We start from the raw sequence: 25,396 nt of genomic DNA on the forward strand, positions 1-25,396 counted from the left end.
GGCGGACCTGCCGGGGGTCAGTCGCGCGATATGGACAGCCCCGAGAGAAGCGGAGCGTACGTGGCGAGCCTCCGGGATACGAACTCCGTGAAGAGCCGCACCCGCTTCGTCTTGCGTGTCTCGCCTTGCGTGAGAAGCCACAGTGTCCCATGCATGGGCACGTCGATCCCCGGCACCCTCACCAGCAGGGGGTCGGCATCTCCGACGAAGCACGGCAGTTTCGTTATCCCAATCCCCTGGTGCGCCGCGATGATCTGCGTCTCGGCGTCAGGTGTCCTGAACGGTACTCCCGTGACGTGAACTTCTCCCTCGCGCGCCCAGTCCGGAATTCCATGATTGTCTATGCCTATCCACCGGATGGGATCAGGCGTGCCCGCACGCCACGCGGCTAGTCGATCGCGAGACATGTAGACGCCGCTGAACAGCTCCGGTCCCTTCAGGCCGTGAAGATTGAGCGGCAGGGTCTTGCGGTCGGCGACAATGCGGATCGCGACGTCGGCCTCTCGGTTGGTCAGATTTGCCAGCTCGCCGGACGACAAGATTTCCATCTCGATGTCGCGATGCAAACGCGCGAAGTCGGCGAGATCCGGCATGAGCAGGTGTGTCGCGAGGAACGGTGGAAGCGTCACCCGCAAAAGCCCGCGCGCGCTCTGGTCACGACCGAAGACTCGCGTCTCCAGCTGGTGCGACGACGCTTCCATCTGGGTCGCGAGATCGAGGACCTCTTCGCCCGCAGCCGTCAGGCGGTAGCCGGAAGGCAGCTTTTCGAACATCTGCGCCCCGAGGCGTTCCTCGAGCTGAGCGATGCGTCGCAGCACGGTCGAGTGGTTCACACCGAGGTGTGCGGCGGCAGCACGCACCGAGCCTACGCGCGCGGCGGCAAGAAAGTAGCGAACGTCATCCCAGTCGATCATGGTGCATTCCTGCGCAGCGCAGTGCGGCTTGCAAAGCCCATACTAACACGATCAGCCGTAGTTCGTGCGGTCGCCGCGGCGTTCAATCATCTAGCTGGATCGTTTTCGCACCAGCGATGTGCGCGATTGCGCACTCACCGCCCGACTTCGGCGAACCCATCTTGAGGCTCTCGCGGGACTTTCCCGTACAGCCAAAGATACGAGACGGCGAAACGAAGGATGCATGACATGAACAGACTGAATGGAAAGACCGCTGTGATAACTGGCGGCGCTACGGGCATCGGCCGCGCCGCAGCCAAGCGCTTTATCGAGGAGGGCGCCTTCGTCTTCATCTTCGGCCGCCGGCAGGAAGCGCTCGACGCCGCCGTGGCTGACCTTGGGCCTAGTGCCCGCGCGGTTAAGGGCTCGGTCTCGGATGAGGCCGACCTCGACCGACTCTACGCTGCGGTGAAGGCCGAGCGCGGAAGCCTCGATATCGTCTTCGCCAATGCCGGGGCGGGAAGTCCGCTTCCGCTCGGGCAGATCACCGCCAGGCACATTGACGAAACCTTCGACACCAATGTGAAGGGTACGATCTTCACGGTCCAGAAGGCGCTGCCGCTGATCAGCCAGGGCGGTTCGATCATCCTGACCGGCTCGAGCGCCGGCACCACGGGCGCTCCGGGGTTCACTGCCTATAGCGCGAGCAAGGCGGCAGTGCGCAACCTGGCGCGGACCTGGGCGGAGGACCTGAAGGGCACCGGCATCCGGGTAAACGTGTTGTCGCCCGGGGCGACGGCGACCGAACTCGCGAAGGAGGCGTTGGGCGAGGAAGGCCAGAAGGCCTACGGCGCGATGACTCCGCTCCAGCGCATGGCCGATCCGGCGGAGATCGGGGCCGTGGCCGCCTTTCTCGCGTCGCCGGACAGCAGCTTCATGACTGCCAGCGAGGTCGCCGTCGACGGCGGCCTGGCTCAACTCTGACCCCCAGCGCGGTCCATACCTGGCCCGTGCGCAACGAAAGACAAAGAATTATGAAAAAACTCGAAGGCAAGATCGCAGTCATCACGGGCGGAAGCAGCGGGATCGGATTGGCCACAGCCAAGCGCTTCGTAGAAGAAGGAGCGCACGTCGTGATTACCGGGCGAAGAGAGAAGGAGCTGAAGGAGGCCGCAGCCTTCATCATGAAAAACGTTACGACGGTCGTGGTGACGTGTCGCTCCTGGAAGATCTGGATCGCCTCTATGCCGTCGTGAAGGAGAAATATGGTCATATCGACATTCTCTTCGCCAACGCCTGCGCGGGGACGATCGCACCGCTCGCCGTCGCTACCGAGGCACATTTTGATCAGACCTTCGATGTGAACGTGAAGGGTCTGTTCTTTACGGTGCAGAAGGCCCTTCCCCTGTTCAAAGACGGCGGTTTGATCATCCTGAATTCTTCAGTGTCGAACGTGTTGGGGCTTCCAGGGTTTAGTACCTACGCCGCGAGCAAGGCGGCTGTACGCAACTTCGCGCGCGCTTGGACACTGGAATTCAAAGACCGCAAAATCCGCGTCAATGCAATGAGTCCGGGACCAATCGAGACGCCGGCCTTGGAGACAACGACTGGCCTTACCCCTGAGCAAGCCGAGCAAGCGGCCGCCCAGTTTGCGTCACAGATCCCAATGGGTCGCAGGGGCAAACCAGAGGAAATCGCTGCTGCCGTAACGTTCCTCGCCTCCGATGAAAGTTCTTTCGTCACCGGCGTGGATCTCGCCGTCGATGGAGGCATGGCGCAAGTCTGAGCCCGGCATTAGCACCAGATCGGAGAAGTGCTATGAACTATGCAATCGTAGGATTCGGCAATATCGGACAGGCCCTTGCCAAGGCGTTTGCCCGAAACGGCATCGAAGTTTCCGTTGCAACCACACGCGACCCGGAAAGCTTTGCCGCCGATGCGGCCGCGATCGGACCCACGATCATCCCCAAAAAACTGGCGGAAGCCATCAAGGCGGACATCATCTTTTTGGCTGTCCGCTTCGAGGCGCACCCGAATGTCGCGAAGGCGCTCCGCACATGGCAGGGGAAGACGATCATCGATGTGACCAATGCCTATGGCGTGCCCCCTGAGGAACTGGGAGGGCAACCTTCTTCCAAATTCATCGCGCAGGCCTTCTCTGGCGCAAAACTGGTCAAGGGCTTCAACCATCTGGTCGCCCCGGTGCTTGATCAGGATCCGGCCGTACATGGTGGCCGGAGGGTCGTGTTCCTGGCAAGCGACGATGACGCTGCCGCAACACAGATTGGGGAGCTTGCGGAAAATCTCGGTTTCGCGCCGATCAAGCTTGGCGGGGTGTCGGAAGGTGGCCTGCTGGTCCAGGCGCGCGGAAACAGCTGGGGTCATCTGATCTTTGAGGACCTGGTCAAGTTCGACTGACGAGCACGACGTCCCCACCCGAAAAGAGACGACACACGCGATCGGAACTCGGATCGGATCAAGCCCGATCCGATCCGAGCAAATGGAGAAATCACTATGAGCACCGAGAAGAATATCCACTAGGAGACTTCGATGTACGACCAATCCAAGGTATCCGAATTGATCCGGTTCGCACGAATCGAGGCGGGCTCCACCGTGATCGACGTCTACCCTGGCGACGGAGACTGGACGCGCCTCTTCTCCGACATCGTCGGATCAGAGGGGCGGGTCTACAGCTTCGTGCCGGCGGAGGTCGCCCACTTCAAGAACGATCCGGTCGGCCTCATGCGGACGCTCGCGAAGGAGCCGGGCCGAGAGAACGTCGAAGCCACCTCGGCGGACCTCGTCGCGATGCCGGAGGTCACGCCGCCAGCCGATGTCCTATGGCTGCACCTGTTTTACCACGATCTTCACACCGCCCTGATCCAGAAGAAGGGTGCGACGGCGGCCGACTTCAATCGAGCTGTCTACAAGCGGCTGAAACCCGGTGGGTCCTACGTCATCGTCGACCACGCCGCCGCCTCTGGGTCGGGCACGAGCGACACCCGGTCGCTGCATCGGATCGACCCTGCATCCGTCCGCGAGGAGGTGGAGGCGGCCGGCTTCGTACTGGACGCGGAAAGCACCGTGCTGGTGAATAAGGATGACCCGCACTCGATCAAGGTGTTCGATCCCGCGATCAAGGGCGAGACCGATCGCTTCGCGTTTCGGTTCGTGAAGCCCTGACAGCTCCCGGGCGCCGACTTCATGTCGACCTCCCATTGAGTCCATCAACTCAGGTTCGCACCCGTCAAGCTGGGAAAGCTCAACGAGGATGGCGCGCTGGTGCACGCACGCGATGCGGCAGCGCTTGAAGGCGTCCGAGGTGGTGATGGCACAAGGTTCTGGAGCACACCTGCCGCAGGTTCCTGATTTGAACTTGATGAAATGACGGAAGTCGCCGCGCCGTTGAGGGAGCCGGCGCATCCCCTCAGGGATGCGCCGGGACAAACGGTTCAAGAATGGTGGATTTCCGTTCCCAACACCTTCAGGCATTCACGGATGAACGCCGCAAGCGCGGTCCAGCCTTTGGCTGAAACCATGGTCCCATCGACATAGGCGTCGGTGGGAGACAGATCGATATAAGTGCCGCCGGCAAGCGTCACCTCCGGCTCGCAAGCGGCGAGCGCCGCCACCTTTTTGCCGCGCACGACGCCGTCGACCGCGATCAGAATCTGGACGCCATGGCAGATCGTGAAGATCGGCTTTTTCGCCTCGTGGAAATGGCGCACCATTGCCTGTATCCGCTTGTCGGTGCGGATGTATTCGGGGCCACGACCGCCGGCGCAATAGACAGCGTCGTACTGGCTCAGCTGCCTCTCGGCGTCGGCGAAGGTCTTGTTGATCAGCGCGTTATGGCCGGGCTTTTCGGTGTAGGTCTGATCGCCCTCGAAATCGTGCAGCGATGTCTTGATCATGTCTCCGGCGCTTTTGTCGGGGCACACGACATGAACGGTGTGTCCCACCGCTTCCATCGCCTGCTGATAGACGAAGATTTCATACTCCTCGGTGAAATCACCGGTCAGCATCAGGATTTTTTTGGCTGGCATGTCTTTTCCTCTCGGCTTGTTTCAGGGGCGAGGTGCACTGCGCGCCTCGCTTCCCGGGATCGAAATCGGCTCAGAACGGGGAATAGAATTCGTAGGCGGCAGGCTGGGCGGACAGCGGCGCGCCGCGCTTGAGGGTGCTCTGACAAGCAACATCGCCAGGCTACTCGAACGCAGGCAGGAGCCTGTCCCGCGAATTTTCGATGTGCGCGCGCATGGCTTTTTCGGCGGCGTCCGGATCGCCCGCGGCAAAGGCAGCGAGAATAGCCTCGTGCTCGTCGAGCGCCTCTTCGGTCACCCTGGAGTGATACATCAGGCGGAAGATATGGAAGTGGGTATGCTGGTGATTCAGTGTCTCGCGAATGAGTTCGTTTTGGGCAAACTCGACGATCTTGTCGTGGAAGATCGCATCCTGACGGGCGAAGTTCGAATAGCGCAGGCGTTCGTCTTTCCCCACCCGCCGAGCCATGACGCCGGCCGCCTCCTGCAGCGCGGCAAGGCGCTCGCCGTCCATTGTTGCGGTGGCTTTGGCCGCGGCGGCAGGTTCAAGCAATAGACGCAGCTCGTAAAGCTCGTCGAAGCGCCGGCGGGTGATTTGCGGGGCGGCGCGATAGCCGATCAGGTGGGTTTTCAGAACCAGCCCTTCCCCCTCCAGCCTGCCAAGCGCTTCACGAATGGGGGTATGCGAGACGTTGAATTCCTTGACGAGATTGTCGACGGTGATGCGCGATCCCGGAGCAATCCTCAAAGACATCAGCTGCGCGAAGATTGCCTCGTACACGTCGCCGGCCAGGCTGTTGGCGCGCTGGATGCGGCCGGTCGCGCGGGCTTCATTGTCAACCGTCAGATCCGTGTTCTGCATTGTTTGCCTCTTGACAGAACCACCCACTAACACGATGCTCCGCGAAACTCAATCCTATATCCTATACGATTTTATTAGAGGGGTATCGCATGATCATGACCTGCAGCGCCGAGGTCGGCCTCTGGCACGAAGCCAAGCCTGTCGGCTTCCAATCCGTCTTCGCAGGATCTTGTGCATGAGCTTGTTTGCAGCGGCGCGCCTGCCGAGCGAGATTCTGTTTGGCAGAGGCCACCGCCATGTCCTGCCTGCCATTGCCGCCAAATATGGGCGGCGTGCGTTCGTCTGTACCGATGAGCGCTTCGCGGCGACGTCGCAGTTCGCCGAGATTCTGGCTGGCTTGCACAACGCGGCGATCGAAGCGCTGGTCTTCGACCGAACGCTGCCGGATGTGCCGCGCGACAGCGTCGCCGCCTGCATTGCGCAGGCGAAGGATTTCAAGCCGGACATGGTGATCGGCATCGGGGGCGGCAGTTGCCTCGACATGGCCAAATGCGCTGCACTTCTGCTCAGCCACGGCGGCAAGCTCGAGGACTACTATGGCGAGTTCAAGGTACCCGGCCCTACCCTTCCGGTAATCGCAGTGCCGACGACGGCTGGAACAGGCTCCGAGGTGACCCCCGTCGCCGTGATCTCCGACCCGGATCGGACGCTGAAAGTGGGTATCGCCAGTCCGCATCTCATCGCGGCAGTGGCGCTTTGCGATCCGGATCTGACGGTGACCTGTCCACCGTCCTTGACGGCGATCGCCGGCGCCGACGCGCTGACGCACGCAATCGAGGCCTTCACAGCGGCCAAACGCGGCGCCGACCCTCATTTGCCGCAACAGCACGTGTTCATCGGCAAGAGCGCTCTGACCGATCATTTCGCGCTTTTGGCCATCAGGCTGCTCGGCCGCAGTCTGGAAAAGGCATATCGCGACGGATCGGACGAGGATGCGCGCGCCGACGTGATGATGGGAGCGCTGGCCGCCGGTTGCGCCTTCGGTACGGCGGGAACGGCCGCCGCCCATGCGGTGCAGTATCCCGTTGGCGCGCTTACCCACACCCCGCATGGCCTGGGAGTGGCCACGATGCTGCCCTATGTGATGACCTACAATCTGGCCGCAGCAGCCGCGGAGATTGCGGAAGTCGGCACTGCTCTTGGCCTTTCCCTTCAGGGCGGGGGCGCCGATGCCTTAGCGCACGCCACCATCCGTGAGGTGAGCCGGCTGTTTGGCGCCATCGGCATCACACCGACATTGGCCGAACTGGGTCTTCCCGAAGACAAGATCGACTGGACGGCCGAGCAGGCGCTCGGCATCGACCGATTGATCAAGAACAATCCGCGTCCGTTCGACCGCGCCGCGATGCGACAGCTGGTCAGGGCTGCCTATGACGGCGACATGTCCGCCACCATGATGTGATCGACCAGGAGTTCATCCAATGAACATTGCCGCAGGCATATCCGACGAGGATCAAGATATGTTCGACTACGCCACGGTCTCGCACGGTCTCTACATTGGCGGACGCTGGCGGCCCTCATCGGAGGGCCGCGTGATCGAAGTGGTCGATCCCTCGACCGAAGCCGTGATCGCTGCGGTTCCCGACGCCACGCTCGCAGACGCCGCTGCCGCCGTCGACGCTGCCGCGAAGGCGGCGGCCGGCTGGCGCGAGACCCCGCCACGCAGGCGATCGGAAATACTGCGGCGCTGCTTCGAACTGATGACCGAACGGATGGAGACGTTGGCCGCGCTGATCTCGCTGGAGAACGGCAAGGCGCTGCGCGATGCGCGCGGCGAAGTCGCTTATGCGGCGGAATTCTTTCGCTGGAACGCCGAGGAAGCGGTCCGCATCAACGGCGAGTTCGGCCTTGCACCCTCGGGCGCGAACCGGATCATTGTCGACTACCAGCCCATCGGCATTTGCGTGCTCATCACGCCATGGAATTTCCCAGCCGCCATGGCGACACGTAAAATCGCTCCGGCGCTGGCGGCCGGCTGTACGGTGATCCTGAAGCCCGCCAGCGAGACACCGCTGACGGCCTATGCGCTTGCGGCGCTCTACGAGGAAGCCGGCGTGCCGCCCGGCGTCGTCAACGTCCTGACGACCTCGACCCCCGGACCGGTGACGGCGGCCATGCTGGCCGATCCGCGCGTGCGAAAGCTGTCCTTCACCGGCTCGACCGGCGTCGGGCGCGTGCTGCTGGCCGAAGCCGCAAAGCACGTCATCTCCTGTTCCATGGAGCTTGGCGGCAACGCACCCTTCATCGTCTTCGACGACGCCGACTTGGAAGCAGCCCTCGACGGTGCGATGGTTGCCAAGATGCGCAACGCCGGCGAAGCCTGCACGGCCGCCAACCGGCTTTACGTCCAGGCCGGCATCCATGATGCTTTCGCGGAAGGCTTGAGCAAACGCATGGCGGCACTCAACCTGGGCCCGGGCACAGACTCAGACACAGAATGCGGGCCGATGATCACCAGGAAGGCTGTGCACAAGATCGACCGGCTTGTGCAGGACGCCGTTGCCCGCGGCGCCAAAATCCTGTGTGGCGGCGGCGTATCTGAAGGCAGAGGCTTTTTCTATCCGCCAACGGTGCTCAAGGACGTGCCGGCCGACGTTGCCATGGCTCACGAGGAGATCTTCGGTCCCGTGGCGCCGATCAGTCGCTTCGACAGCGAGGCGGAGGTCATCGCCAAGGCCAACGACACAGAATACGGTCTCGCGGCCTACATCTACACGCGCGACCTGGCCAGAGGAATGCGCGTGGCATCGAAGATCGAGTCCGGCATGATCGCGCTCAACCGCGGCCTGATGTCGGATCCGGCGGCGCCCTTCGGCGGAGTCAAGCAAAGCGGGTTGGGGCGAGAAGGCGGCCAGAAGCATGGCGTTGCCGAGTTCATGGAGGCCAAGTACATCGCCGTGACCCTGTGAGCGGACATCACGCCAAAGATCCGTTTCGCATTCGCGATCATGTGGTCGAGTTCGACGACATGGTCGCCGAGATCGTTCGCAGAAGCGAGGACACCAGGGCGAATGTTCCCATGGTCGCCGATGTCGCCTACGGGGCTGACGCCACCGAAACCGTGGATCTGTTCTTTCCCGAGGGCAAACGGGACCGCCTGCCGGTGCACATGTTCATCCACGGGGGCTATTGGCGCATGTTCTCCAAGCGCGACTATTCCTACGTCGCCGAGACCGTTACGAACGCAGGTGCGATCGCGGTCATTGTCGACTACGCGCTGATGCCGACCGTCAGGATGGCCAGGATCGTCGACCAGGTGCGCCGCGCCAAGCGATGGGTATTTGACAATGTCGTACACCATGGCGGCGATCCCGGCCTGCTGACCGTTAGCGGTCATTCCGCCGGTGCGCATCTGGCAACAATGCTTTTCGACGGTGACGAGCGGCCTTCCGGCATCAAAGCTGCGCTGCTGCTTGGCGGCCTCTACGACCTGAAGCCATTGCAGATGTCGTTCCTTGCCGCCGAGATCGCGATCACCGACGAGGAGGCCCGCCGATTCTCGCCGATCGATCACAGTTTCGATCCATCCGTGGACGTAGATATCTTGGTCGGCGCCGATGAAACGCCGCCGTTCCACAGCCAGGCCGCACTCTTCACGGACCACCTTGACACACAGGGACTGACTGTTTCGCGCACCACCCTTGGCGGGGCCAATCACATGAGCAGCGTCCGTGACCTTGGCTTGGCTGGTACCGAGGCCGCGTCACTGCTGGCCCGCGTCGTGGCCGCCTGAGACTTCCGCCAGAAGCGCTGCTGGACGCGACCGTTCTGCAAAGTAGCGTCGCAGCATCGGGTACCGACAGCGGTGGCGAATCTCCCGCCACCGGTCCCCATACCGTAAGCCCGCCGTCGATGTCGACGTCGACGTGGTTCATGCTTTCCAGCGTGATTGAGCTTGATAACCGATGTCGGCGATCGCCGTCATGCCGGCAGCGCAGTTGAGTTCCCAAAGCCAACCGGCCAAAGATGCCCCTCAGGGGAGAGCGGGCCGGCGTTCCGTAACCTCGCCTTCAGAATATGATAGCCCGCGGCACCCGGAGAAGGGAATCTGCGCTCTCAAACCAGCATCGACTGCTGGGCGAAGATGCCCGCCGTCGCGCCGTGCGATATTGCCAGGGTGACCGATGGCGGCGTGAGGGGGTTGGCGAGGTCGCCCGCGGCGTAGATGCCGGGCATGCTGGTTTCGCGGCGCTCGTCGACCTTGAGGATTACGCCGAGGGGCGTATCGACCGTGGCGAGGCCCAGTGATTCATGCAGGCCTGCGGATGGCTTGTTGCGCGGATGCGCGAACAGGATGTCGACCGCGACATTGGGGCCGGTATCGAGCTTGACGGTGGCGTTATGCCCCCCGTGATGGGCGATCTCGATGATCCGGCCGTCGACGACAGGTATGTTGCGGCCCGCCAGACCGGCCCGGATATCGGGCGGAATGTCGTGACCATCGGCAAAGACCGTCAACCTGTCGGTCCAATCGTGGAACAGCCTGACCTGATTCATCGACTGTGGGCCGGACCAGACGAGGCCCCAATGCTGGCCGGCGACTTCAAAGCCGTCGCAATAGGGGCAGGGCACGATGGACGTGCCCCAGCTTTCGGCAAAGCCCGGAACATCAGGCATCTGGTCGACGACGCCATAGCTCAGGATCAGCCGGCGCGCGCCCAGGCTTCCGCCATCGCCAGTGAGCACGGAGAAATCGTCGATGGCCCCGGACAGGCTGTCGGCCCGGGCATTGACCAGCTTGATCGTGGGATAGCGCGCCAGCTGCCGCCGCGCCTCGGCCAGGATGTCCAGCGGTGGCTTGTGATCGTGGCCGAGCAGGCCATGCGAGTGGCCGGCGAAGCGGTTGCGCGGCAGGCCGGTATCGAGAACGGTGACCTTGCGGCGGGCACGGCCGAGTTGCAGGGCGCCGGCGAGACCGGCAAAGCTGCCGCCGATGATGATGACGTCATCCATGATGGGCTCCGTGTTGTGGATGAGGGGCTGGTTGGACCTGGTTGAAACCTACCCATCGGCTTGCGCATTTCAGAAACTACATGGTATCGTAATCCGAGAATTAGGATACTGTCAAGGACTGGAATTGTCGTGACCGAAAATAGCCAGGGCCGGCGCGGCCGGCCCGCCAACGAGGCGCTTGGCCAAACGATACTCGACGCTGCGTCCGAACTCTTTGTGGAATTGGGTTTTCAAGCGACGACATTGGACAAGGTCGCCCAGCGGGCGAAGATATCCAAACTCAGCATCTATCGGCACTTCGAGAACAAGGAGGCGCTGTTCAGCGCGGCGATGGCGGCCGGCTGCCATCAGTTGTGTGCGCCACAGGCCCTTCTTGAAGGCGTCGGCGGTTCGGTCGAAGATCAGCTCATGGCGGTGGGATCGTCCCTGCTTCGCACGCTGTTGAGATCAGACGTCCGCAGTGTCGAAGCCATGGTCATGGCCGACCAGACGAATCCAAGGTCGTTAAGCAAGCTCCATTTCGAAGCCGGCCCCGCCCATGTCATCGCCCAAATCGAGGTCCTGTTGCGTCAGTTGCACGCGAAGGCGGTTCTGAACGTGCCCGATCCTCTCCGGTCCGCCCGCTTGTTTGCCGCGCTTTTCAAAGGATCCGATCTTTTGATTATCGCACGCTTCGATCAGGCGAGAGCGGCGGACGACAACGAAATCGAATCCTATTGCCGGTCGGCCGTCGCCATGTTCATCGCTGCGCACGGCTAGCACTCTGCCCTGCCCGCTAATCATTGTATTTCTGCGAAATACTCCGCTAGAGCCGCCGTCGCGATGGCGCCCATCCACCTCATGTCGATCGCGTCGGGGTCGGACTGCGCGCCCGCCGGTGAGCGGCATCTCCTACCTGCTCCGGTCACAGCGCTGCTTCGGCCGACCCTGTGCGGGCGAGGAAGAGAATGCCGGTTATGGCCCGCGAGAATCGAGCAGATGGGGTATCAGCCGCCGCGAAGGACACCTGCGGACGGAACCTTCTTTGGTACACTTGAGTACGTCCATTCGTGGCTCGGGCTCCAGCGGTTCGTGCCCCGACGCGCCTGGGAAGGCCGCTGGTGCCCGCGACAGATCCTTCCAAGGTGCAGGTCTGGAATGGCCCAAAAATTCTCTCGAGCTCCCGGAACATCGGTCCGCCCCTGTGGTTCGACAAGCAGCGATTGCGAAAATAGGAGCAAGCTATGCGAGCGTTGGTCTGGCACGGCAAGGAAGACATACGCTGCGATCAGGTTTCGGACCCGGGAATTGAGGATGAACGTGACGCGATCATCAAGGTGACGAGTTGTGCGATATGCGGCTCCGACCTTCACCTCTACCACAACTATGTGCCAGCCATGCTGCCCGGCGACATCATGGGCCACGAGATGATGGGAGAGGTCGTCGAGGTCGGCAAGGGCGTCAACGGCGCTCTGAAGGAGGGAGACCGCATCGTCGTGCCGTTCACCATAATCTGCGGTGAGTGCGACCAGTGCAAGCGACAGAACTTTTCGGTTTGCGAACGCACAAACCGCAAGAAGAATCTTGGTGACAAGGTGTTCGGGCACACCACCGCGGGTCTGTTCGGCTACACTCATTTGACCGGCGGCTATCCCGGGGGACAGGCGGAATACATGCGTGTGCCGTTCGCCGATGCCACGCACGTAAAGGTGCCTGACAGCCTTACCGACGAGCAGGTTCTCTTCCTCGGCGATATTTTTCCTACCGGATGGCAGGCGGCGGCACAGTGCGACATTGAGCCCAACGATACGGTTGCGGTGTGGGGCTGCGGCCCAGTCGGGCAGATGGCCATACGCAGCGCCCTGCTGCTCGGCGCGAAACAGGTGGTGGCGATCGATTGCCTGCCGGAACGGCTTTCCATGGCCGCGGCCGGCGGCGCCATCGCCATCAATTTCGCCGAGGAAAGTGTCGTCGAACGACTGCGGGAACTCACCGGCGGAAAGGGCCCGGAGAAGTGCATCGATTGCGTCGGCATGGAAAGCCACGTCTCGCTGGCCCAGCCCGATACCGTCTACGATCGCGCAAAGCAGTTGATGCTGATGGAAAATGATCGACCGCACGTTTTGCGTGAGATGATCTATGTCTGCCGGCCGGCCGGCGTGATCTCGATCCCCGGCGTCTACAGCGGGCTGGTCGACAAGATTCCGATGGGACAGGCAATGAACAAGGGGCTCACCTTCCGAATGGGGCAGACCCATGTCAACCGTTGGACCGAGGATCTGTTGCGCCGCATCGAAGATGGCCAGATCGACCCATCCTTCGTCATCACCCATACCGTGGGGCTCGAGCAGGGACCCGAGATGTACAAGGTGTTTCGCGACAAGCAGGACAGCTGCATCAAGGTTGTACTGAAACCGTAGGGAAATCGTCATGAACGTGATTGCCAAACTTACCAACATCACCCGATCGCCTGGCGATCCCAAAGTGCTGAAGACTGGGCAGAGTGCGGTCGCGGCCTCCGATGGCCTTGCCCGCAAGCTCGGCTGGTTCAGCATCGCGCTTGGCGTCGCCGAGCTGGTTAGCGCCGAGCGGATTGCCGGCGCGCTCGGCATGCGCGGCAAGGAAGACCTGATCCGCGCTTATGGGGCGCGGGAAATCAGCAGCGGCATACTCTCGCTTTCAGTGGACAAGCAGGCCGGGCTTTGGAGCCGGGTGGCCGGCGACGGCCTGGATATCGCGACATTGCTGACAGCGTATCGGCATGGCAACCCAAAGCGCGATAATGTAGGCCTAGCGCTTGCCATGGTCGCCGGCATCACATTGCTCGACATCATCGGTGCGAAAAGCGTGACCGCGCGCCACTCTCGGAGCGGGACCAAGCCACGCGATTACAGCGATCGAAGCGGCTTTCCCGGAGGCACTGCCGCAGCCCGCGACCGTGCCCGCTCGCAGCGCAGCCAGGAGGCCGGCACAGCCTGATAGAGATTTCCGAACCCTGGCGCCATGCGACCTGGACAGGTGGCATCTCGTCAGGCCCTAACGCCAGAGGTGGTAGCTCTCGGCGAGCCGAGTTTGCTGGAACAGAGTGGACCGTCGCGCGGCCGTTCTCGCCGTCTCCTGGGTCACCGCCGCGCATGGGTTGTGTGGCCGGTGCGTTAAAGGCACGAAGCAAGCAGCGATCCGACCGGCGTCGAGCCTTCCATGTCTCTTGCCTTGGCAAGGTTCCGGCGATCCTCAGGCCGAGCCGCGTTCGGGAAGCTCGGTCTCTTCCGCCACCCCTTTCCGCAGGTCTCGGCGCAAGCGTTCCGCTTCGTCGGAATTATTATCGTCGTCTGTCCGCTCGAGTTCGCGATCGATTGTCTCGCGCGACCCTTCTGCCGGATCCTGTTGCGGAGATGTGTTCGGGCCGGTTTCGATCTTGCCGTCGCCGGGAACGGTGCGGTCGCGAGACTTCGTCATCTTCAGCTTCCCTTTCATCTGTCATCTGCCTCGGCATGTCCGATGGCATGAATTTTGGCCGCTTCCCTGCCGAACCGGATCGTCGACGCTTTGTTCCGGGAAAGCCCCCGCAGGTTCGTGCTGGTCGGCCCCGGGGCATTGGTCGATGCCCTTGCCGGGAAGCATCCTATGCCAACGAGGTCGGCGGCAGCCTCATCGATGTCGTTATCAACATGTGGGCTGTGAAGGCGTTTTCGGCCCGGACACGCGAGCACGCCAGGCTCGCGGCGAGTTTTCGAACCGAAGCAGATGCGCAGCGTAACAACTGGATGTATACGGAAAAGGCTGCCTCATCCACGACATCGCGCTTTCGGTAATGGCCGGCGGCATGCTCGCCTGGGCGGTCCGGCAGCTGGTAGCGAACTGGTCGTAGGCCTTTGCAAAGCCGCGTCGATGAAGCGGGTGCGGTAGCGCTGGTCGGTGTAGCGTCGAGGCATCTGTCAATCGGAGACAAGCGCGACCGCTTTTGGGACCTCACTGTTTTTTCCACCGGGACTCGACATCTCACTATCATAGTTGATTGTGGCTGCCGGTGACCCTGCGTAATGGATAGCCATTCCAACTCTCCAACAGGAAAACGGTATGTTGTATCCGGGTCGGTTTTTGGGGCCAAGCGACATTGAGATGCTCGCCCAGGTTTGTCACACGGTCTGCAAAGAGCGCGCCCTACCTCTTGCTTCGCAGAACGGAGAGCGCATAGCTGCGCACATACTCAGGCTGTTTATGAACGGCTTGATTGGGCAGAATGAACTGCTTGATGCTGAGAGGAACTGGGCTCGTCGGCCTGACCGTTCGGTCCAGCAGACGATGTCAACTACGCGCACATAAGAGGCCGCGTGACCCAGTCTTGGTAGTCGGAAAGCCGCCAAGGCCAGTTGGGAACAAACCTGACATTTAAGCGTTTGTAGAGCCCTTCCACCGGGCAACTCACCGAAATGCTTCTTGCCGTGCATGATGGAATATCGACGGCCGTTTTGGCGGGCAGGAGCGCCAATGCGGAGATAGTAGGCGTGGTCGACCTCACCAACAAAGCTGAGGTCGACATCGGCATCACCAGCTTGGGAAGAGCCATCCAGTTCGTGGCCAACGCCTCGGTGCTTGGATACGACATTCGCGGCGCCATGGTCTTCTATGGCGCGCCCGGTACCCCGAGCCTAAGGGCGAGAGAGTGCGAGCGCTTGTGGGCGCAGTTTGGCGGCGCGCTTCTACAGCCGTAGCTCTATCAGGACGTTCGCCCCGCCCGTTCTTGGTATGAACGCGTACGGAACTGAGGCGCTACCCAGCCGCAGCGGGAATGGCTCAGTGGTAGCTCTAGCTGGCGACCGCACTAAGCAGCTTTTCGGTGATGGGCTTTGAGCGGCTGAGCCAGCGTGAGAACGTTCGGCCGCATATCTGCCGGTGCCTGCTTTCATGTGACTGGGCGGGGCTATTGGGGAGCCGTGTTGACCACTGGGCCCTTAGCCGAGGGAAGCACTACGGCAACCTCGCCTTTTGCTGGCTAACATCCTTCCGCTCTCAGGGACCGGACCATGCGCACAACAACAGGGTCATACGGTTTCTTTTCGGATTTCCGATAATTCATTGTGAAAAGCGCGGCACGCTGGTTGCAGACCATAATTGCACGGACGTAGCGAATCTCGCCATTCTTGACCCCGGAGTAGCTGGCCCATTTCGGGGCTAGGCGCCGATAGGTCAGTCGCCAACCGGCCTTTTCGTCCTCGATCATGCGATGTTCAATCTCGGCGCGAAAACTTGCTTTGCCCAGTCGCGCGCCCCAAACGACCAAAAACGCGTCTCTTGGGCCCTGAAAAGCCGCGCCCTGCTCCGAATTCTGGGTCAGGACGAAATTCGGAGGAATATCGAAACTAAAGCCAAGCTGTCGGACGCCGAAGGGCTGCCACGCCTCGGCCTGAAGCAACGTGGTCCAAAAGAGAAAAACTGTAAGTCCCAGCAGGAGGCGTCGCATTGCTCTGATTTAGCGCTGGCTAACATGGTGTCCAGACGGACAGAGGTCCGTGACATAAAAAATATGCATCATGGCCGCGCAGCATATGGACGCGGGATTCGCGATTGACGGCGTGCGGTCGAAACGGCTTCCGTCCCACGAAAGGAGAGGACGCAGAGGGAATTGGTGCGTCGGTATGATCGATTGGCAGAAATTGGCGAGGCCGAATGTCCAACGTTCATTGCCCGCAAAAATGGGCGCCGGCTTCCTCTTGTGCCTAGGGAAGAAGAGCCGAATTATCCTGGCGAAGACCCTGATCTACCTCAGACGGGGGCATGCCTCAGTAACTTCGCCGTGACCTGATCCCTTCGGGGAACAATCACATCGAGCTCCAGTTTGGCCTTCAAGCGAAAGCACTGATGGAGCATGCCATGAGATTTCCACACAGCAAGACGGCCGCGGCCGCCGTTTTCATTGCCCTGACCTCCCCCGCACTCGCCCAGACAAGCGGAACACCATCACCCTCGACACCTGCACCCGCTCCGGCAACCGAACCGCCGACCGCCGGACAGTTGCCGGATGCGACCGGACAAGCGGATGCACCAACACGCGAAATGATCCGCCAGATGGTTGAGCAAGCTGTCCGGGAGAGAATGCAGCAGGATCGCGGTTCCGAAGAAGGTTTCCGCGAGGAAGATAGTCGCAACTATCAAGGCGATCGCAACGAGGGTGCTGACCGCCACGATGAAGATGGCGGCCGTTGGCAGAACCACGGTGGCCGCGATCGTGGACACAGAATGGCTGGACGCTGGCATCATCAGCTGATGCGCGGTGCCGGCATGCGACTGATGTTCGGGCTGTTGGACACCGATGGCGACGGATCGGTTTCCGAGGACGAGGTTCAACGCGCGGTGGGCAGGATGTTCAGTAGCATTGACGAGAATGGTGACGGCAAGATCGATGCGGACGAGATCCAGTCCTTCATGCATGGCTCCAGCATGCATGGCACTGATAGCGAGGACACGCCGTAGCTGCCTTCAAAGTGAATGCCCTCCCTCGGACAAAGCCGGCGAGCGCCTGGCGGTCGAATTCGAAGCGGTGTCTCTTGGCTGTTAGGCGCGGCGGCCCTAACAGCACCCTCCAGCCTTGCGCTATTCCCGCGGTCCCGGAGACGCCGGCCGTGACAAAAAAACGGCTGCGCAGTGCTGATCAAGGAACGATCGAAGCCGACCAACGCAGGGTCACTCGGGCGCCCGGTCCTCCAGCAGAACGAAGGATGCGGCGATCAAGTCGTCGCCATTGATACGTCCTTGGCTGTCCTCCAACATAGTTGCAACCTTGTGGAAGGCCATCATTTCACCCGCGTCAATCTGCGCTTCACGCATCTTGGCTGTGAGATCAGCCACGCGATTTCCTAACGAATGTGATTTTGCAGTCTCGCAATTCGACATGATTAGTCATCCTTTGCCTTGGGGTTTCACGCTGCCGAACGCAATGCTTCAGCGGATGTTCCGAATTTGGCCATCAGTCTTATGGGATAGGACTTGCGTCTGACGGCGGTTGGAAGAAGCCCGAACGGCGGAACACGCAGCCGGAAGCCGAATTGGAGACCGACCGTCGATCGAAGTCCCTTGTCGCCGGTTGAGATCCCGCCATCTTCACTGTCGAGAGGGTGGCGGGATCGCCTTCCGAGGAGCGAGCACATATGAGAGTAATAGGTATTCGCAGATGTACTCACGGCCATCCTGCTCGCTTCTTTTATCTGCGCATGTTCATTCTTTCGGGAAACCCCATCTCTCCAACAACACGCAACAACCGCGTTGCTACCCACGATTGATGCGATGATAACTGCATCAACAAAGCAAAGCCTCTTCGCCTAAGGTGCGATTGCCGCGGGCTTTTCGACTGGAAGGTCGTCCAAACGCGCCCGGTGGTCAGCCATGGCGGTTCAGCAGGAGCTAGATAGACTCATCGCGAAAATCCCGCAGCGAGGCATGTCGCAAGTCCTCCTCGCGGCGTGCGGAGACCGAGCGCGGAATCCGCCTGGTTCGTTGTAACAGGCATGCCAAGATGAGTTTCGGCGCCTGGACGCGGAAAAACCCGCCAGCGTGAGCCAGCGGGCCTTGTGATGGGATGGCCCGCGCGTGCGGTCAAGGCTGCGCGGGCCGACCATGATGAATGAGGGGACATCTTGGTCACCGGCACGACCGATGAAGAACGAGCCGGGTGTGACAAAACACCCTTGGAGCGAGGATGTTCCCGTCCGCACAAAAAAGCCCGCCGGCGTGAGCCGGCGGGCAGCCGCTATTTTGCCGTCAAGCGGACAGACCGCTTGCGGCCCACCCACTGCAGCATTTTCCACTTTGAGCCGAAATCATTCTCAACTATGGTTCGCCAGGCTTAAGGCATGGGGGATTGCCGATGGTTTTATCACGCAGGGGTGTCGTGCTCGGCGGTCTGGCGCTGGTCGCGGTCGGTGGAACCAGCAATATTGTTCAAGCCGCGGGGGCAAAATCCTTTTTCGCCGGTACCGCCAGCGATAACGATTTCGTCTATCGCAAGACGAACTTCGCCAAGATCGACAAGAGATGGCATCGCCAGATCGTCAAGTATTTCAGCAGCGAGCCTGTCGGCACCGTCGTGGTCGATACCCGCCACCACTTCCTCTACCTCATCATGGAAAACAAGACTGCCATCCGCTACGGCGTCGGCGTCGGCAAGGAAGGCTTCAAATGGTACGGCCGCGCGACGATCGACCGCCGCGCGCTGTGGCCGCAATGGGTCCCGCCCCCCGAAATGCGCCAGCGCAAGCCGGACCTACCTCCCATGATCGCAGGCGGCGCGTCCAACAATCCGCTCGGGCCGCGCGCGCTCTATCTGTACCGCGACGGCGCCGACATCGGCTACCGCCTGCATGGCACGCTGGAGCCATGGAGCATCGGCACCGACGCTTCCAGCGGCTGCATCCGCATGTTCCCCGAAGATATCATCGACCTCTACCAGCGGTGCCCGATCGGCACCGCGGTGGAGGTCCTGCCGCACATCGCCGACCAGGCGCCCGCTTCCACCACTGTCGAATGATTGGCGCATCATGAACCGCATGATTGAAAACACGTGCCGGCTGCTCGCAGCCGGCCTTCTGGTTGTGGCCGCATCCTGCTCGACCAGCAACACGCTGGCCCCTTCCACGCCTGACGTCACCAACGCCGAGATTGCCGGCTTCCAGAACGTGCAGCCGGGCAGCGAGGAGGATTTTATCCTCAATGTCGGCCGCCGCACCTATTTCACCAAAGGTTCGGCCGCGCTCGATTCTGTCGCCAAGGCCACCCTCGACACCCAGATCGCCTGGTTGACAAAGCATCCGCGCTGGCTGCTCAAGCTGCAGGGTTTCGCCGACGATCCCGGCGCAAGTGAAACGGCGCTGTCACAGCAGCGCGCCGATGCGGTGATGGACTACCTCGCCGCCGGCGGCATAGACCGGAACCGCATGTGGGCCAAGGGCTACGGCAAGGACAGGCTCGTCCGCGACTGCCCCGACTCCGCCTGCAGGTCGCAGAACCGCCGCGTTGTGTCTAATTTGCGCGATGAGAGGGACGAGTCGTAGAGGCTGCTGTTTTGCTGGTCGCCAAATCAGTCTCACAACGCGACGGCGGCATGGCTGCAATGCGCCTATCAGGGACATTCACCCAGCGTTTGCCCCTCCCCGAAAGCTGACGCTCCGGTGAACCCGGAATGAAGCCAGCTTCGCGTCTACCAACCTCCGGTTCAGGGTCTGGTGGGAGGCTTCTGCATGCGCCTCGACCAGTTTGCGGACGTGGCGGTTGTCCGCGATCCTGATCGCGCATGAGCCTCGCCACATGTCGGTGTGCTACCGGGAGTGGGCGCTGTGAAGCTGGCAGGTACGCTCGCTCAAAGCATCGGCCGTCCGCCGGTGACCTCGTAGAGTGCACCGGTGGTGTAGCTCGATCCTTCCGAGGCAAGCAGCACATAGGTCGCTGCAAGCTCTGCCGGTTGCCCGGGACGCTTGAGCGGCGTGTTCTTGCCGAACTCCTTGACCTTCTCAGAGGGCATCGTCGACGGGATCAGCGGCGTCCAAATCGGCCCGGGAGCGACCGCGTTTACCCGAATGCCGCGTTCAGCTACCAGTCCTGCAAGTCCGGCGGTGAAGTTGGCGATCGCTCCTTTGGTAGTGGCGTAGGCAAGCAGTGCCGGCGAGGGACTGGTCGCGTTGATTGAGGATGTGTTGATGATGGTCGAGCCGGGTTCCATGTGCTTCACTGCTTCCTGGGACAGATAGAACATCGCATAGACATTGGTGCGAAAGGTGAGATCCCATTCCTCCGCGCTGATGTCCTCCAGCTTCTCGAACGACGCCTGGTGGGCTGCATTGTTGACGAGGATGTCCAGGCGCCCGCATTCATTGATAGCTCGCCGCACAAGCGACCGCGCGAATGTTTCGTCCGAGATGTCGCCGGGTGCGAGCACCGCCTTGCGCCCCGCTTCCTCGACCAAGCGCGCCGTCTCCTGCGCATCTTCGTCCTCTTCAAGATAGGAGATGATGACGTCGGCGCCTTCGCGTGCAAACGCGATAGCCACCGCCCGGCCGATGCCCGAGTCCGCGCCGGTGATCAGCGCGACGCGGTCCGTCAGCTTACCGCTGCCGCGATAGCTCTCCTCTCCGTGGTCGGGCCGTGGATCCATCTCGTCGGTGTAGCCGGGCATGTCCTGCTGCTGTTCGGGAAGCGGCGGCCGAGGATATTTCTGCTGGGCATCCTGCATGTCAGGTCCTTTTTTGGTTGGAGTTGCGGTTGTGTCGATCCGGTTCCGTGATCGGTCCCTTGGCGGCTTTCGAGCCACCGCCCCATTCCTCGGCCTTGCACGCTTGGTCGCCGCCCATGAGGTCCGGCGAACCGCGATTTGCGGTGCCGCTGTCGGTCTTGTTCAACTCGTGCTCCTTCTTGCGTGTGGTCAGTCTTTCTCGCCGGCGGTAATCATCGACCTAAGCGGCTCTTGCGCCACATTCGCCTCGATTTCCGCGCGTCCGGGGGTATCCGGTAGCGCCTTGCGGAAATTTTTCGCATAATCCGGCGGCATCTTCGGTGGCATCATCGGTTCGTACGGGTCGACCACGGCCTCGATGACCACCGGACCCTCAGCAGCCAGGGCAGAGTCGAGAACGCCTTCCACCTCCTCGGCGCGAGAGACGCTGTAGCCAATGCCGCCCATGGCTTCGGCGGCCATGGCGAAGTCGATGGGCTGGAGTTCGCAGGCGAATTGCGGGTTACCGAGGAACATCATCTGCTCCCAGGCGATCTGATTGAGCATGCCGTTCTTGAGCACGAGCACCTTGAGTGGGACCCGGTACCGAACTGCCGTCGAGAACTCTCCGAGCTGCATCGCGAGACCGCCGTCGCCGACGACCGCGAAGACCGGCCGGCCGGGAAAGGCCAGGCCCGCGGCGATCGCGTAGGGCAGTCCGCATGCCATCGAGGCCAGCGCGCCCGAGACGCCGAAAGCCTGCCCGTCACGCAGTTCGATATGGCGGGCCGCCATCTCGGTGTTCTGGCCGGAATCGGCAACCAGGATCGCCTCATCGGGCAATCGTTTCCCAAATGCGCGTGTGACCACCTGGGGCTTGAGCGAAGTGGCGGCCTTTCGCTCCGACTGCGCCATCATCTCGCGCCAGCGTCGCATGCCCGCCTGCGCCTTCTCGAGGAAGCTGCGATCATCCTTGCGCTTCAGGCGCTTGTTCAGCAATCGCAGCGTCACGGCGGCATCGCCGGCAAGGCCGGCCTCAACGGGATAGCGCAGGCCGATGCGCTGCGGGTCGCGCTCGATCTGCACCCCGCGCGCCTGTCCCGGCTTCGGGTAGTATTCGATGTAGGGAAAGGTCGAGCCGACGACGAGCAGCGCGTCACATTCCTCCATGATTTCCTGCGACGGCAGCGTGCCGAGAATTCCGATGCCGCCAGTCGTCAGCGGGTGATCGTCGGGCAAGGCAGCCTTACCGAGCAAGGCCTTTGCGACGGGGGCACCAAGCAGCTCCGCCGTCTCTTCCAACTCGTGCCTGGCACCAAGCGCGCCCCGACCGGCGAGGATCGCGACCTTCGTCGCCCCGTTCAGGATCTCGGCGGCTTTCGCAAGTTGTTCTTCGTCGGGAAGCCTGCTTCCTTCGAACCAACGATCCGGCGTATGCGACGGTTTGTTGCGCTTCGAGCGCTTGGCCTGGTCGAGCGTGTGCTCCTGCACATCGCTGGCGATCGACAGATGCGCAACGCCGCGACGTGCCAGCGCCGACCTGCAGGCGAGACCGGCCAGGCTTTCCATATGCGCCGCGTCGGAGACCTGCGCGTTGAAGACGGCGACATCGCTGAAGACGCGCGTCAAGTCGACATCCTGCTGGGTGAAGGTCTCGATGAGGTCGTGGAACTGCATGCCGGTAATGGCGAGCACCGGCGCTTGGTCGAGCTTGGCATCGTAGAGTCCCGTCAGGAGGTGTGTGCCGCCAGGGCCGGAAGTTGCGAGGCAGACACCGAGCTTGCCTGTCCATTTTGAGTAGGCGCACGCCATGAACGCCGCGGATTCCTCGTGCCGCACCTGAATGAAGCGGATACGGTCCTGCCGCCTGCGCAGCGCCTCCATGATGCCATTGATGCCGTCGCCCGGCAGGCCAAAGATGATATCGACGTTCCAGTCGATCAGCGTCTCGATGAGGATGTCCGCGGCGGTCGGCATGTCTCAGTCCTACCGCGATGCGGATCCCGCCGCCTGGCTGCTCTTGTTCGCGGTCTTGTCAGTCTTACGCTGGTCCTTGTCGCCGCCGCGATTGCCGCCAAGCAAGTCGTCGGAAGACTGAGCGGTCTTGCCGTCTTCCAAATTAGTGGCCATGCGCAAAGCTCCCTTCATCCGGCCTGCCTAACCAGAAAGTCGGTGAGATGTTCCGTGCCCGAAGGCAAGGCCGCCTAGTCAGGTGCCGAAGGCAAACGTGTCAGTACCACCCGATGAGGCGCTGTTCGGCAGTCAGCGGCTGAACAGGCGAGGTGCGATCGAACAGACGAAGACATCGAACTGCTGCGAGGCCGAGCTTGCATGTAGTGGCCGAGGCTGCCTGATCGCCAAAAGCGCTCGCGGCAGAGCTGGCCGATGTTCACGTCGCGTCTTCGCAGGTCCCTATAGCCAGAGCGCAACGCCGCCCGGACCGTCCCCATAGGCGAACTCCTCGCACCCCTCGTCGACGAATTTCCCGCGCGGGATTCTGCCTCAGTGGCGAAAGGACTCGTTCGTCACGCACACCGCGGCGGGCGATGTGCGCCTCGACCATGCGGTGCCTGGCGTGCCGGTAGTCTGGCATGGCTCCTCGATAGCCTTAAAGACGACAGGCTTAGTCGTCCTGCCTGCGCTTGTGGTGCTCGCTCTCCTGGTTTTCGCCGCGGATCATCTGGCGATCGTCCTTGTCGGTCAATTCCACGCCCTCGTCGCGCAGATTGGCGCCGTCTTGCCGCGCCTCGCGCTCCTGCTTGGTTCTCTTCAGCTCATCCTCGGCATTGAAATCGTCGCCGGCATTGCTGGTGTTCTCGCGCTTTTCGATGATGCGCAGCTGCTGCTCGTGGGTCTTCCGGCCGGCCATGGCAAGGCGCCTCCTACTTGTTCGTGCGTCCGGTCTGGTCAGGATTGATGCCGCCCTGAGGCGTGACATCGTTCTCGACATCGCCTTCGAACGTATTGTCCCCATCGAGAGCATCGTTCTCGTCGAGCATATCGCCGCCCTTGACCGCGCCCTTCGAGGTGCCGATTCCCGGGTTGTCTCGCAGATCCTTGTCCGAGGGCTGTTTAGTCTTGGGGTGTTGGTTGGTCATGGAATTTCTCAGCGCTGGTTGAGCTTGGACGAACGACGGTCCTGGCGCTGTCCAACTTCAACGTGGAGAAAATGTTCCGGAACATATTCGCTTGTCAGGTGCGCGTAAGCGGCCAGGCGGCCGCCGTCTCGGCTAGCGAAACTCCAAGCATGCCACATTACATCCCATTCCGAGGCGAATTGGCAGGCTAAAGTGAAAATCGAGACGGTCGAAAGCTTGCAAGGAGTGGGTGCTCTGTTCCGGTGGCGATCTCGGTTGCAAGCAGTTCGCCGGCAATCAAGCCAAGTGTTGCGCCGCTGTGGCTGAAGGCGACGTAATACCCCTCGATCTCCCGCAACTGGCCGAAGACCGGCTCGCCGTCTCCGGGGATCGGCTTGGGCCCGACACCGTAGCTCTCCAATTCCAATTTCGGATGACCGTCGAGAACATTCGACGCTTCGTCGAGAAGCCCCTGGATGGTCGATGCTTTTACGCGATAAGTCCCGTCCGGATTGACTACCACCTCTTTTTCCGACCAGGCAGAATCGAGCGCGAGGGCGCCATCAGGCGTCGGCCGGATGGCGACGCGCGGCGTGTTGAGCACGGCGCGTAGAGGCAAGTCGACTGGCTTGGTCCTGACCAGCAGCGCGATTGGTGTCCCATCGGCAATACGCTGACCGGCCACGGCAACCATTCGCGGCACATCCGCACCGGTCGCCAGAAGCACCGCGTTGGCGGCGAAGCTGATCCCGCTGGTGGTGGTGACGCCGGTGGCGCGGCCGTTGGCGACGGTGACGGTAGCGCTTCCGGCCTCGGTGACCACCTGGCCGCCCCGCTCCACGAATTCCGCGATCAATATTTCGATCAGCGACGGCAGGTCGACCCAGCCCTCACCCGCGTTGAAGATCGCGCCTTGAGGCGTGACAGCGCTTGCGCAGACACCCGGCGTGACCAACCTTATGGCGTCCGCGGACAGATGCTGCGCATCATAGCCGAGACGTTTTTCGTGAGCGAAGACATCGGCGATCTCGTTTGAGGCATCGTCCGCATCCCACGTCAGGCCGCCGTCGAAACGCAGCCAGGCGGCATCCGGGCATCGCGCCGACAAACTGCGGTAGCGGTCGATACCGATCATGCGCAGGCGATGATATTCAGCCGAGCGCCTGCGCGCCGAATTGATCCAGGCGAGCGAGCGGCCGGAAGCTCCCTTGGCGAGCGGTCCATCATTGATCAGCACGGTCTCGATGCCGAGCCTTGCAAGATGAACGGCCGAGGAGACGCCAAAAATGCCGCCGCCGACAACAACGACCTTGGAAACCTGATGTGATGCAGCCATGAGATATCTTTCACTGGTGGAGGTTGGTTTGGGCGGCCGTCTTGAAGGGCTC

At 61.8% G+C, this 25,396-nt stretch carries 27 protein-coding genes and 1 pseudogene; 14 read left to right on the plus strand and 14 right to left on the minus strand.

Going from position 1 to position 25,396, the window contains the following annotated elements; translation table 11 throughout:
- Nucleotides 1-17: 17 nt before the first annotated feature.
- Nucleotides 18-914 (minus strand): LysR family transcriptional regulator, encoded by an 897-nt coding sequence (locus NKI32_RS25900; protein ID WP_352511436.1) that lies wholly within the window; start codon nucleotides 912-914, stop codon nucleotides 18-20.
- A 228-nt stretch (nucleotides 915-1,142) separates the two neighbouring features.
- On the opposite strand from NKI32_RS25900, the gene NKI32_RS25905 reads away from it, so the two are divergent.
- The 4 genes and pseudogenes from NKI32_RS25905 (at nucleotide 1,143) to NKI32_RS25920 (ending at nucleotide 4,076) form a co-directional block, all read left to right on the plus strand.
- A complete protein-coding gene (locus NKI32_RS25905) occupies nucleotides 1,143-1,877 on the plus strand; it encodes an SDR family NAD(P)-dependent oxidoreductase (protein ID WP_352511435.1) in 735 nt (244 codons plus the stop codon).
- Between the two features lie 50 nt (nucleotides 1,878-1,927).
- A pseudogene (locus tag NKI32_RS25910) lies at nucleotides 1,928-2,679 on the plus strand (SDR family NAD(P)-dependent oxidoreductase).
- A 32-nt stretch (nucleotides 2,680-2,711) separates the two neighbouring features.
- The gene (locus NKI32_RS25915) at nucleotides 2,712-3,311 is read left to right on the plus strand and encodes an NADPH-dependent F420 reductase (protein WP_352511433.1); all 600 of its coding nucleotides are present in this window, start codon (nucleotides 2,712-2,714) and stop codon (nucleotides 3,309-3,311) included.
- A 132-nt stretch (nucleotides 3,312-3,443) separates the two neighbouring features.
- Nucleotides 3,444-4,076, plus strand: coding sequence for a class I SAM-dependent methyltransferase (locus tag NKI32_RS25920; RefSeq protein WP_352511431.1), 633 nt, complete (start codon nucleotides 3,444-3,446; stop codon nucleotides 4,074-4,076).
- A 269-nt stretch (nucleotides 4,077-4,345) separates the two neighbouring features.
- Here the strand turns inward: NKI32_RS25920 and NKI32_RS25925 are convergent, their stop codons facing one another.
- Nucleotides 4,346-4,939 (minus strand): DJ-1/PfpI family protein, encoded by a 594-nt coding sequence (locus tag NKI32_RS25925; RefSeq protein WP_023686902.1) that lies wholly within the window; start codon nucleotides 4,937-4,939, stop codon nucleotides 4,346-4,348.
- Between the two features lie 160 nt (nucleotides 4,940-5,099).
- Nucleotides 5,100-5,798, minus strand: coding sequence for a GntR family transcriptional regulator (locus tag NKI32_RS25930; protein ID WP_023667782.1), 699 nt, complete (start codon nucleotides 5,796-5,798; stop codon nucleotides 5,100-5,102).
- Nucleotides 5,799-5,973: 175 nt separating this feature from the next.
- Between NKI32_RS25930 and NKI32_RS25935 the strand changes: the two genes are divergently transcribed.
- The 3 genes from NKI32_RS25935 to NKI32_RS25945 are packed head-to-tail and all read left to right on the plus strand — an operon-like array spanning nucleotide 5,974 to nucleotide 9,531.
- Nucleotides 5,974-7,200: an iron-containing alcohol dehydrogenase gene (locus NKI32_RS25935; protein WP_353004230.1), complete on the plus strand. Its 1,227-nt coding sequence runs from the start codon at nucleotides 5,974-5,976 to the stop codon at nucleotides 7,198-7,200.
- A gap of 58 nt (nucleotides 7,201-7,258) precedes the next feature.
- Nucleotides 7,259-8,707, plus strand: coding sequence for an NAD-dependent succinate-semialdehyde dehydrogenase (locus tag NKI32_RS25940; protein WP_352511588.1), 1,449 nt, complete (start codon nucleotides 7,259-7,261; stop codon nucleotides 8,705-8,707).
- Nucleotides 8,708-8,748: 41 nt separating this feature from the next.
- Nucleotides 8,749-9,531, plus strand: a complete 783-nt coding sequence (locus NKI32_RS25945) for an alpha/beta hydrolase (protein WP_353004232.1) — start codon at nucleotides 8,749-8,751, stop codon at nucleotides 9,529-9,531.
- 323 nt (nucleotides 9,532-9,854) lie between these two features.
- Here NKI32_RS25945 and NKI32_RS25950 read toward each other — a convergent pair whose 3' ends face one another.
- Complete coding sequence (locus tag NKI32_RS25950; RefSeq protein WP_353004234.1) at nucleotides 9,855-10,751, minus strand: NAD(P)/FAD-dependent oxidoreductase; 897 nt, start codon at nucleotides 10,749-10,751, stop codon at nucleotides 9,855-9,857.
- A gap of 129 nt (nucleotides 10,752-10,880) precedes the next feature.
- On the opposite strand from NKI32_RS25950, the gene NKI32_RS25955 reads away from it, so the two are divergent.
- The 3 genes from NKI32_RS25955 (at nucleotide 10,881) to NKI32_RS25965 (ending at nucleotide 13,709) form a co-directional block, all read left to right on the plus strand.
- Nucleotides 10,881-11,510: a TetR/AcrR family transcriptional regulator gene (locus tag NKI32_RS25955; protein WP_353004236.1), complete on the plus strand. Its 630-nt coding sequence runs from the start codon at nucleotides 10,881-10,883 to the stop codon at nucleotides 11,508-11,510.
- Nucleotides 11,511-11,974: 464 nt separating this feature from the next.
- On the plus strand, nucleotides 11,975-13,150 hold the full coding sequence (locus NKI32_RS25960; RefSeq protein WP_023667775.1) for a zinc-dependent alcohol dehydrogenase: 1,176 nt from the start codon (nucleotides 11,975-11,977) through the stop codon (nucleotides 13,148-13,150).
- Nucleotides 13,151-13,160: 10 nt separating this feature from the next.
- Entirely contained in the window at nucleotides 13,161-13,709 is a 549-nt protein-coding gene (locus NKI32_RS25965; protein ID WP_023740532.1) for a hypothetical protein, read from the plus strand.
- A gap of 255 nt (nucleotides 13,710-13,964) precedes the next feature.
- Here the strand turns inward: NKI32_RS25965 and NKI32_RS25970 are convergent, their stop codons facing one another.
- Entirely contained in the window at nucleotides 13,965-14,189 is a 225-nt protein-coding gene (locus NKI32_RS25970) for a hypothetical protein (protein ID WP_155922421.1), read from the minus strand.
- A gap of 1,049 nt (nucleotides 14,190-15,238) precedes the next feature.
- Here NKI32_RS25970 and NKI32_RS25975 point away from each other — a divergent pair.
- The gene (locus tag NKI32_RS25975) at nucleotides 15,239-15,445 is read left to right on the plus strand and encodes a hypothetical protein (RefSeq protein WP_023825912.1); all 207 of its coding nucleotides are present in this window, start codon (nucleotides 15,239-15,241) and stop codon (nucleotides 15,443-15,445) included.
- A 281-nt stretch (nucleotides 15,446-15,726) separates the two neighbouring features.
- Here the strand turns inward: NKI32_RS25975 and NKI32_RS25980 are convergent, their stop codons facing one another.
- Entirely contained in the window at nucleotides 15,727-16,194 is a 468-nt protein-coding gene (locus tag NKI32_RS25980) for a hypothetical protein (RefSeq protein ID WP_023667769.1), read from the minus strand.
- Nucleotides 16,195-16,604: 410 nt separating this feature from the next.
- On the opposite strand from NKI32_RS25980, the gene NKI32_RS25985 reads away from it, so the two are divergent.
- Entirely contained in the window at nucleotides 16,605-17,204 is a 600-nt protein-coding gene (locus NKI32_RS25985) for an EF-hand domain-containing protein (RefSeq protein ID WP_352768598.1), read from the plus strand.
- 210 nt (nucleotides 17,205-17,414) lie between these two features.
- On the opposite strand, the gene NKI32_RS25990 is transcribed toward NKI32_RS25985, so the two are convergent.
- Nucleotides 17,415-17,579 (minus strand): hypothetical protein, encoded by a 165-nt coding sequence (locus NKI32_RS25990; RefSeq protein ID WP_023667766.1) that lies wholly within the window; start codon nucleotides 17,577-17,579, stop codon nucleotides 17,415-17,417.
- Between the two features lie 1,015 nt (nucleotides 17,580-18,594).
- Between NKI32_RS25990 and NKI32_RS25995 the strand changes: the two genes are divergently transcribed.
- Nucleotides 18,595-19,254, plus strand: coding sequence for a L,D-transpeptidase (locus tag NKI32_RS25995; protein WP_023732302.1), 660 nt, complete (start codon nucleotides 18,595-18,597; stop codon nucleotides 19,252-19,254).
- Nucleotides 19,255-19,264: 10 nt separating this feature from the next.
- Nucleotides 19,265-19,777: an OmpA family protein gene (locus tag NKI32_RS26000; RefSeq protein WP_023686887.1), complete on the plus strand. Its 513-nt coding sequence runs from the start codon at nucleotides 19,265-19,267 to the stop codon at nucleotides 19,775-19,777.
- A gap of 305 nt (nucleotides 19,778-20,082) precedes the next feature.
- Here the strand turns inward: NKI32_RS26000 and NKI32_RS26005 are convergent, their stop codons facing one another.
- The 7 genes from NKI32_RS26005 to NKI32_RS26035 all read right to left on the minus strand — a co-directional run bounded on the left by NKI32_RS26005 (nucleotide 20,083) and on the right by NKI32_RS26035 (nucleotide 25,344).
- Nucleotides 20,083-20,952 (minus strand): SDR family oxidoreductase, encoded by an 870-nt coding sequence (locus tag NKI32_RS26005; RefSeq protein WP_353004238.1) that lies wholly within the window; start codon nucleotides 20,950-20,952, stop codon nucleotides 20,083-20,085.
- Between the two features lies 1 nt (nucleotide 20,953).
- Entirely contained in the window at nucleotides 20,954-21,118 is a 165-nt protein-coding gene (locus tag NKI32_RS26010; RefSeq protein ID WP_023710084.1) for a hypothetical protein, read from the minus strand.
- Nucleotides 21,119-21,141: 23 nt separating this feature from the next.
- Complete coding sequence (locus tag NKI32_RS26015; protein WP_353004241.1) at nucleotides 21,142-22,908, minus strand: thiamine pyrophosphate-dependent enzyme; 1,767 nt, start codon at nucleotides 22,906-22,908, stop codon at nucleotides 21,142-21,144.
- Between the two features lie 9 nt (nucleotides 22,909-22,917).
- Nucleotides 22,918-23,061, minus strand: a complete 144-nt coding sequence (locus NKI32_RS26020; RefSeq protein ID WP_023818614.1) for a hypothetical protein — start codon at nucleotides 23,059-23,061, stop codon at nucleotides 22,918-22,920.
- A gap of 493 nt (nucleotides 23,062-23,554) precedes the next feature.
- Complete coding sequence (locus tag NKI32_RS26025; protein WP_023667758.1) at nucleotides 23,555-23,800, minus strand: hypothetical protein; 246 nt, start codon at nucleotides 23,798-23,800, stop codon at nucleotides 23,555-23,557.
- 13 nt (nucleotides 23,801-23,813) lie between these two features.
- Nucleotides 23,814-24,029: a hypothetical protein gene (locus NKI32_RS26030; RefSeq protein ID WP_023818615.1), complete on the minus strand. Its 216-nt coding sequence runs from the start codon at nucleotides 24,027-24,029 to the stop codon at nucleotides 23,814-23,816.
- Between the two features lie 187 nt (nucleotides 24,030-24,216).
- Nucleotides 24,217-25,344 (minus strand): NAD(P)/FAD-dependent oxidoreductase, encoded by a 1,128-nt coding sequence (locus NKI32_RS26035; RefSeq protein ID WP_353004245.1) that lies wholly within the window; start codon nucleotides 25,342-25,344, stop codon nucleotides 24,217-24,219.
- Nucleotides 25,345-25,396: the final 52 nt, after the last annotated feature.

The organism is Mesorhizobium sp. M0761 (genome assembly GCF_040320205.1).
Taxonomy (GTDB): Bacteria; Pseudomonadota; Alphaproteobacteria; order Rhizobiales; family Rhizobiaceae; genus Mesorhizobium.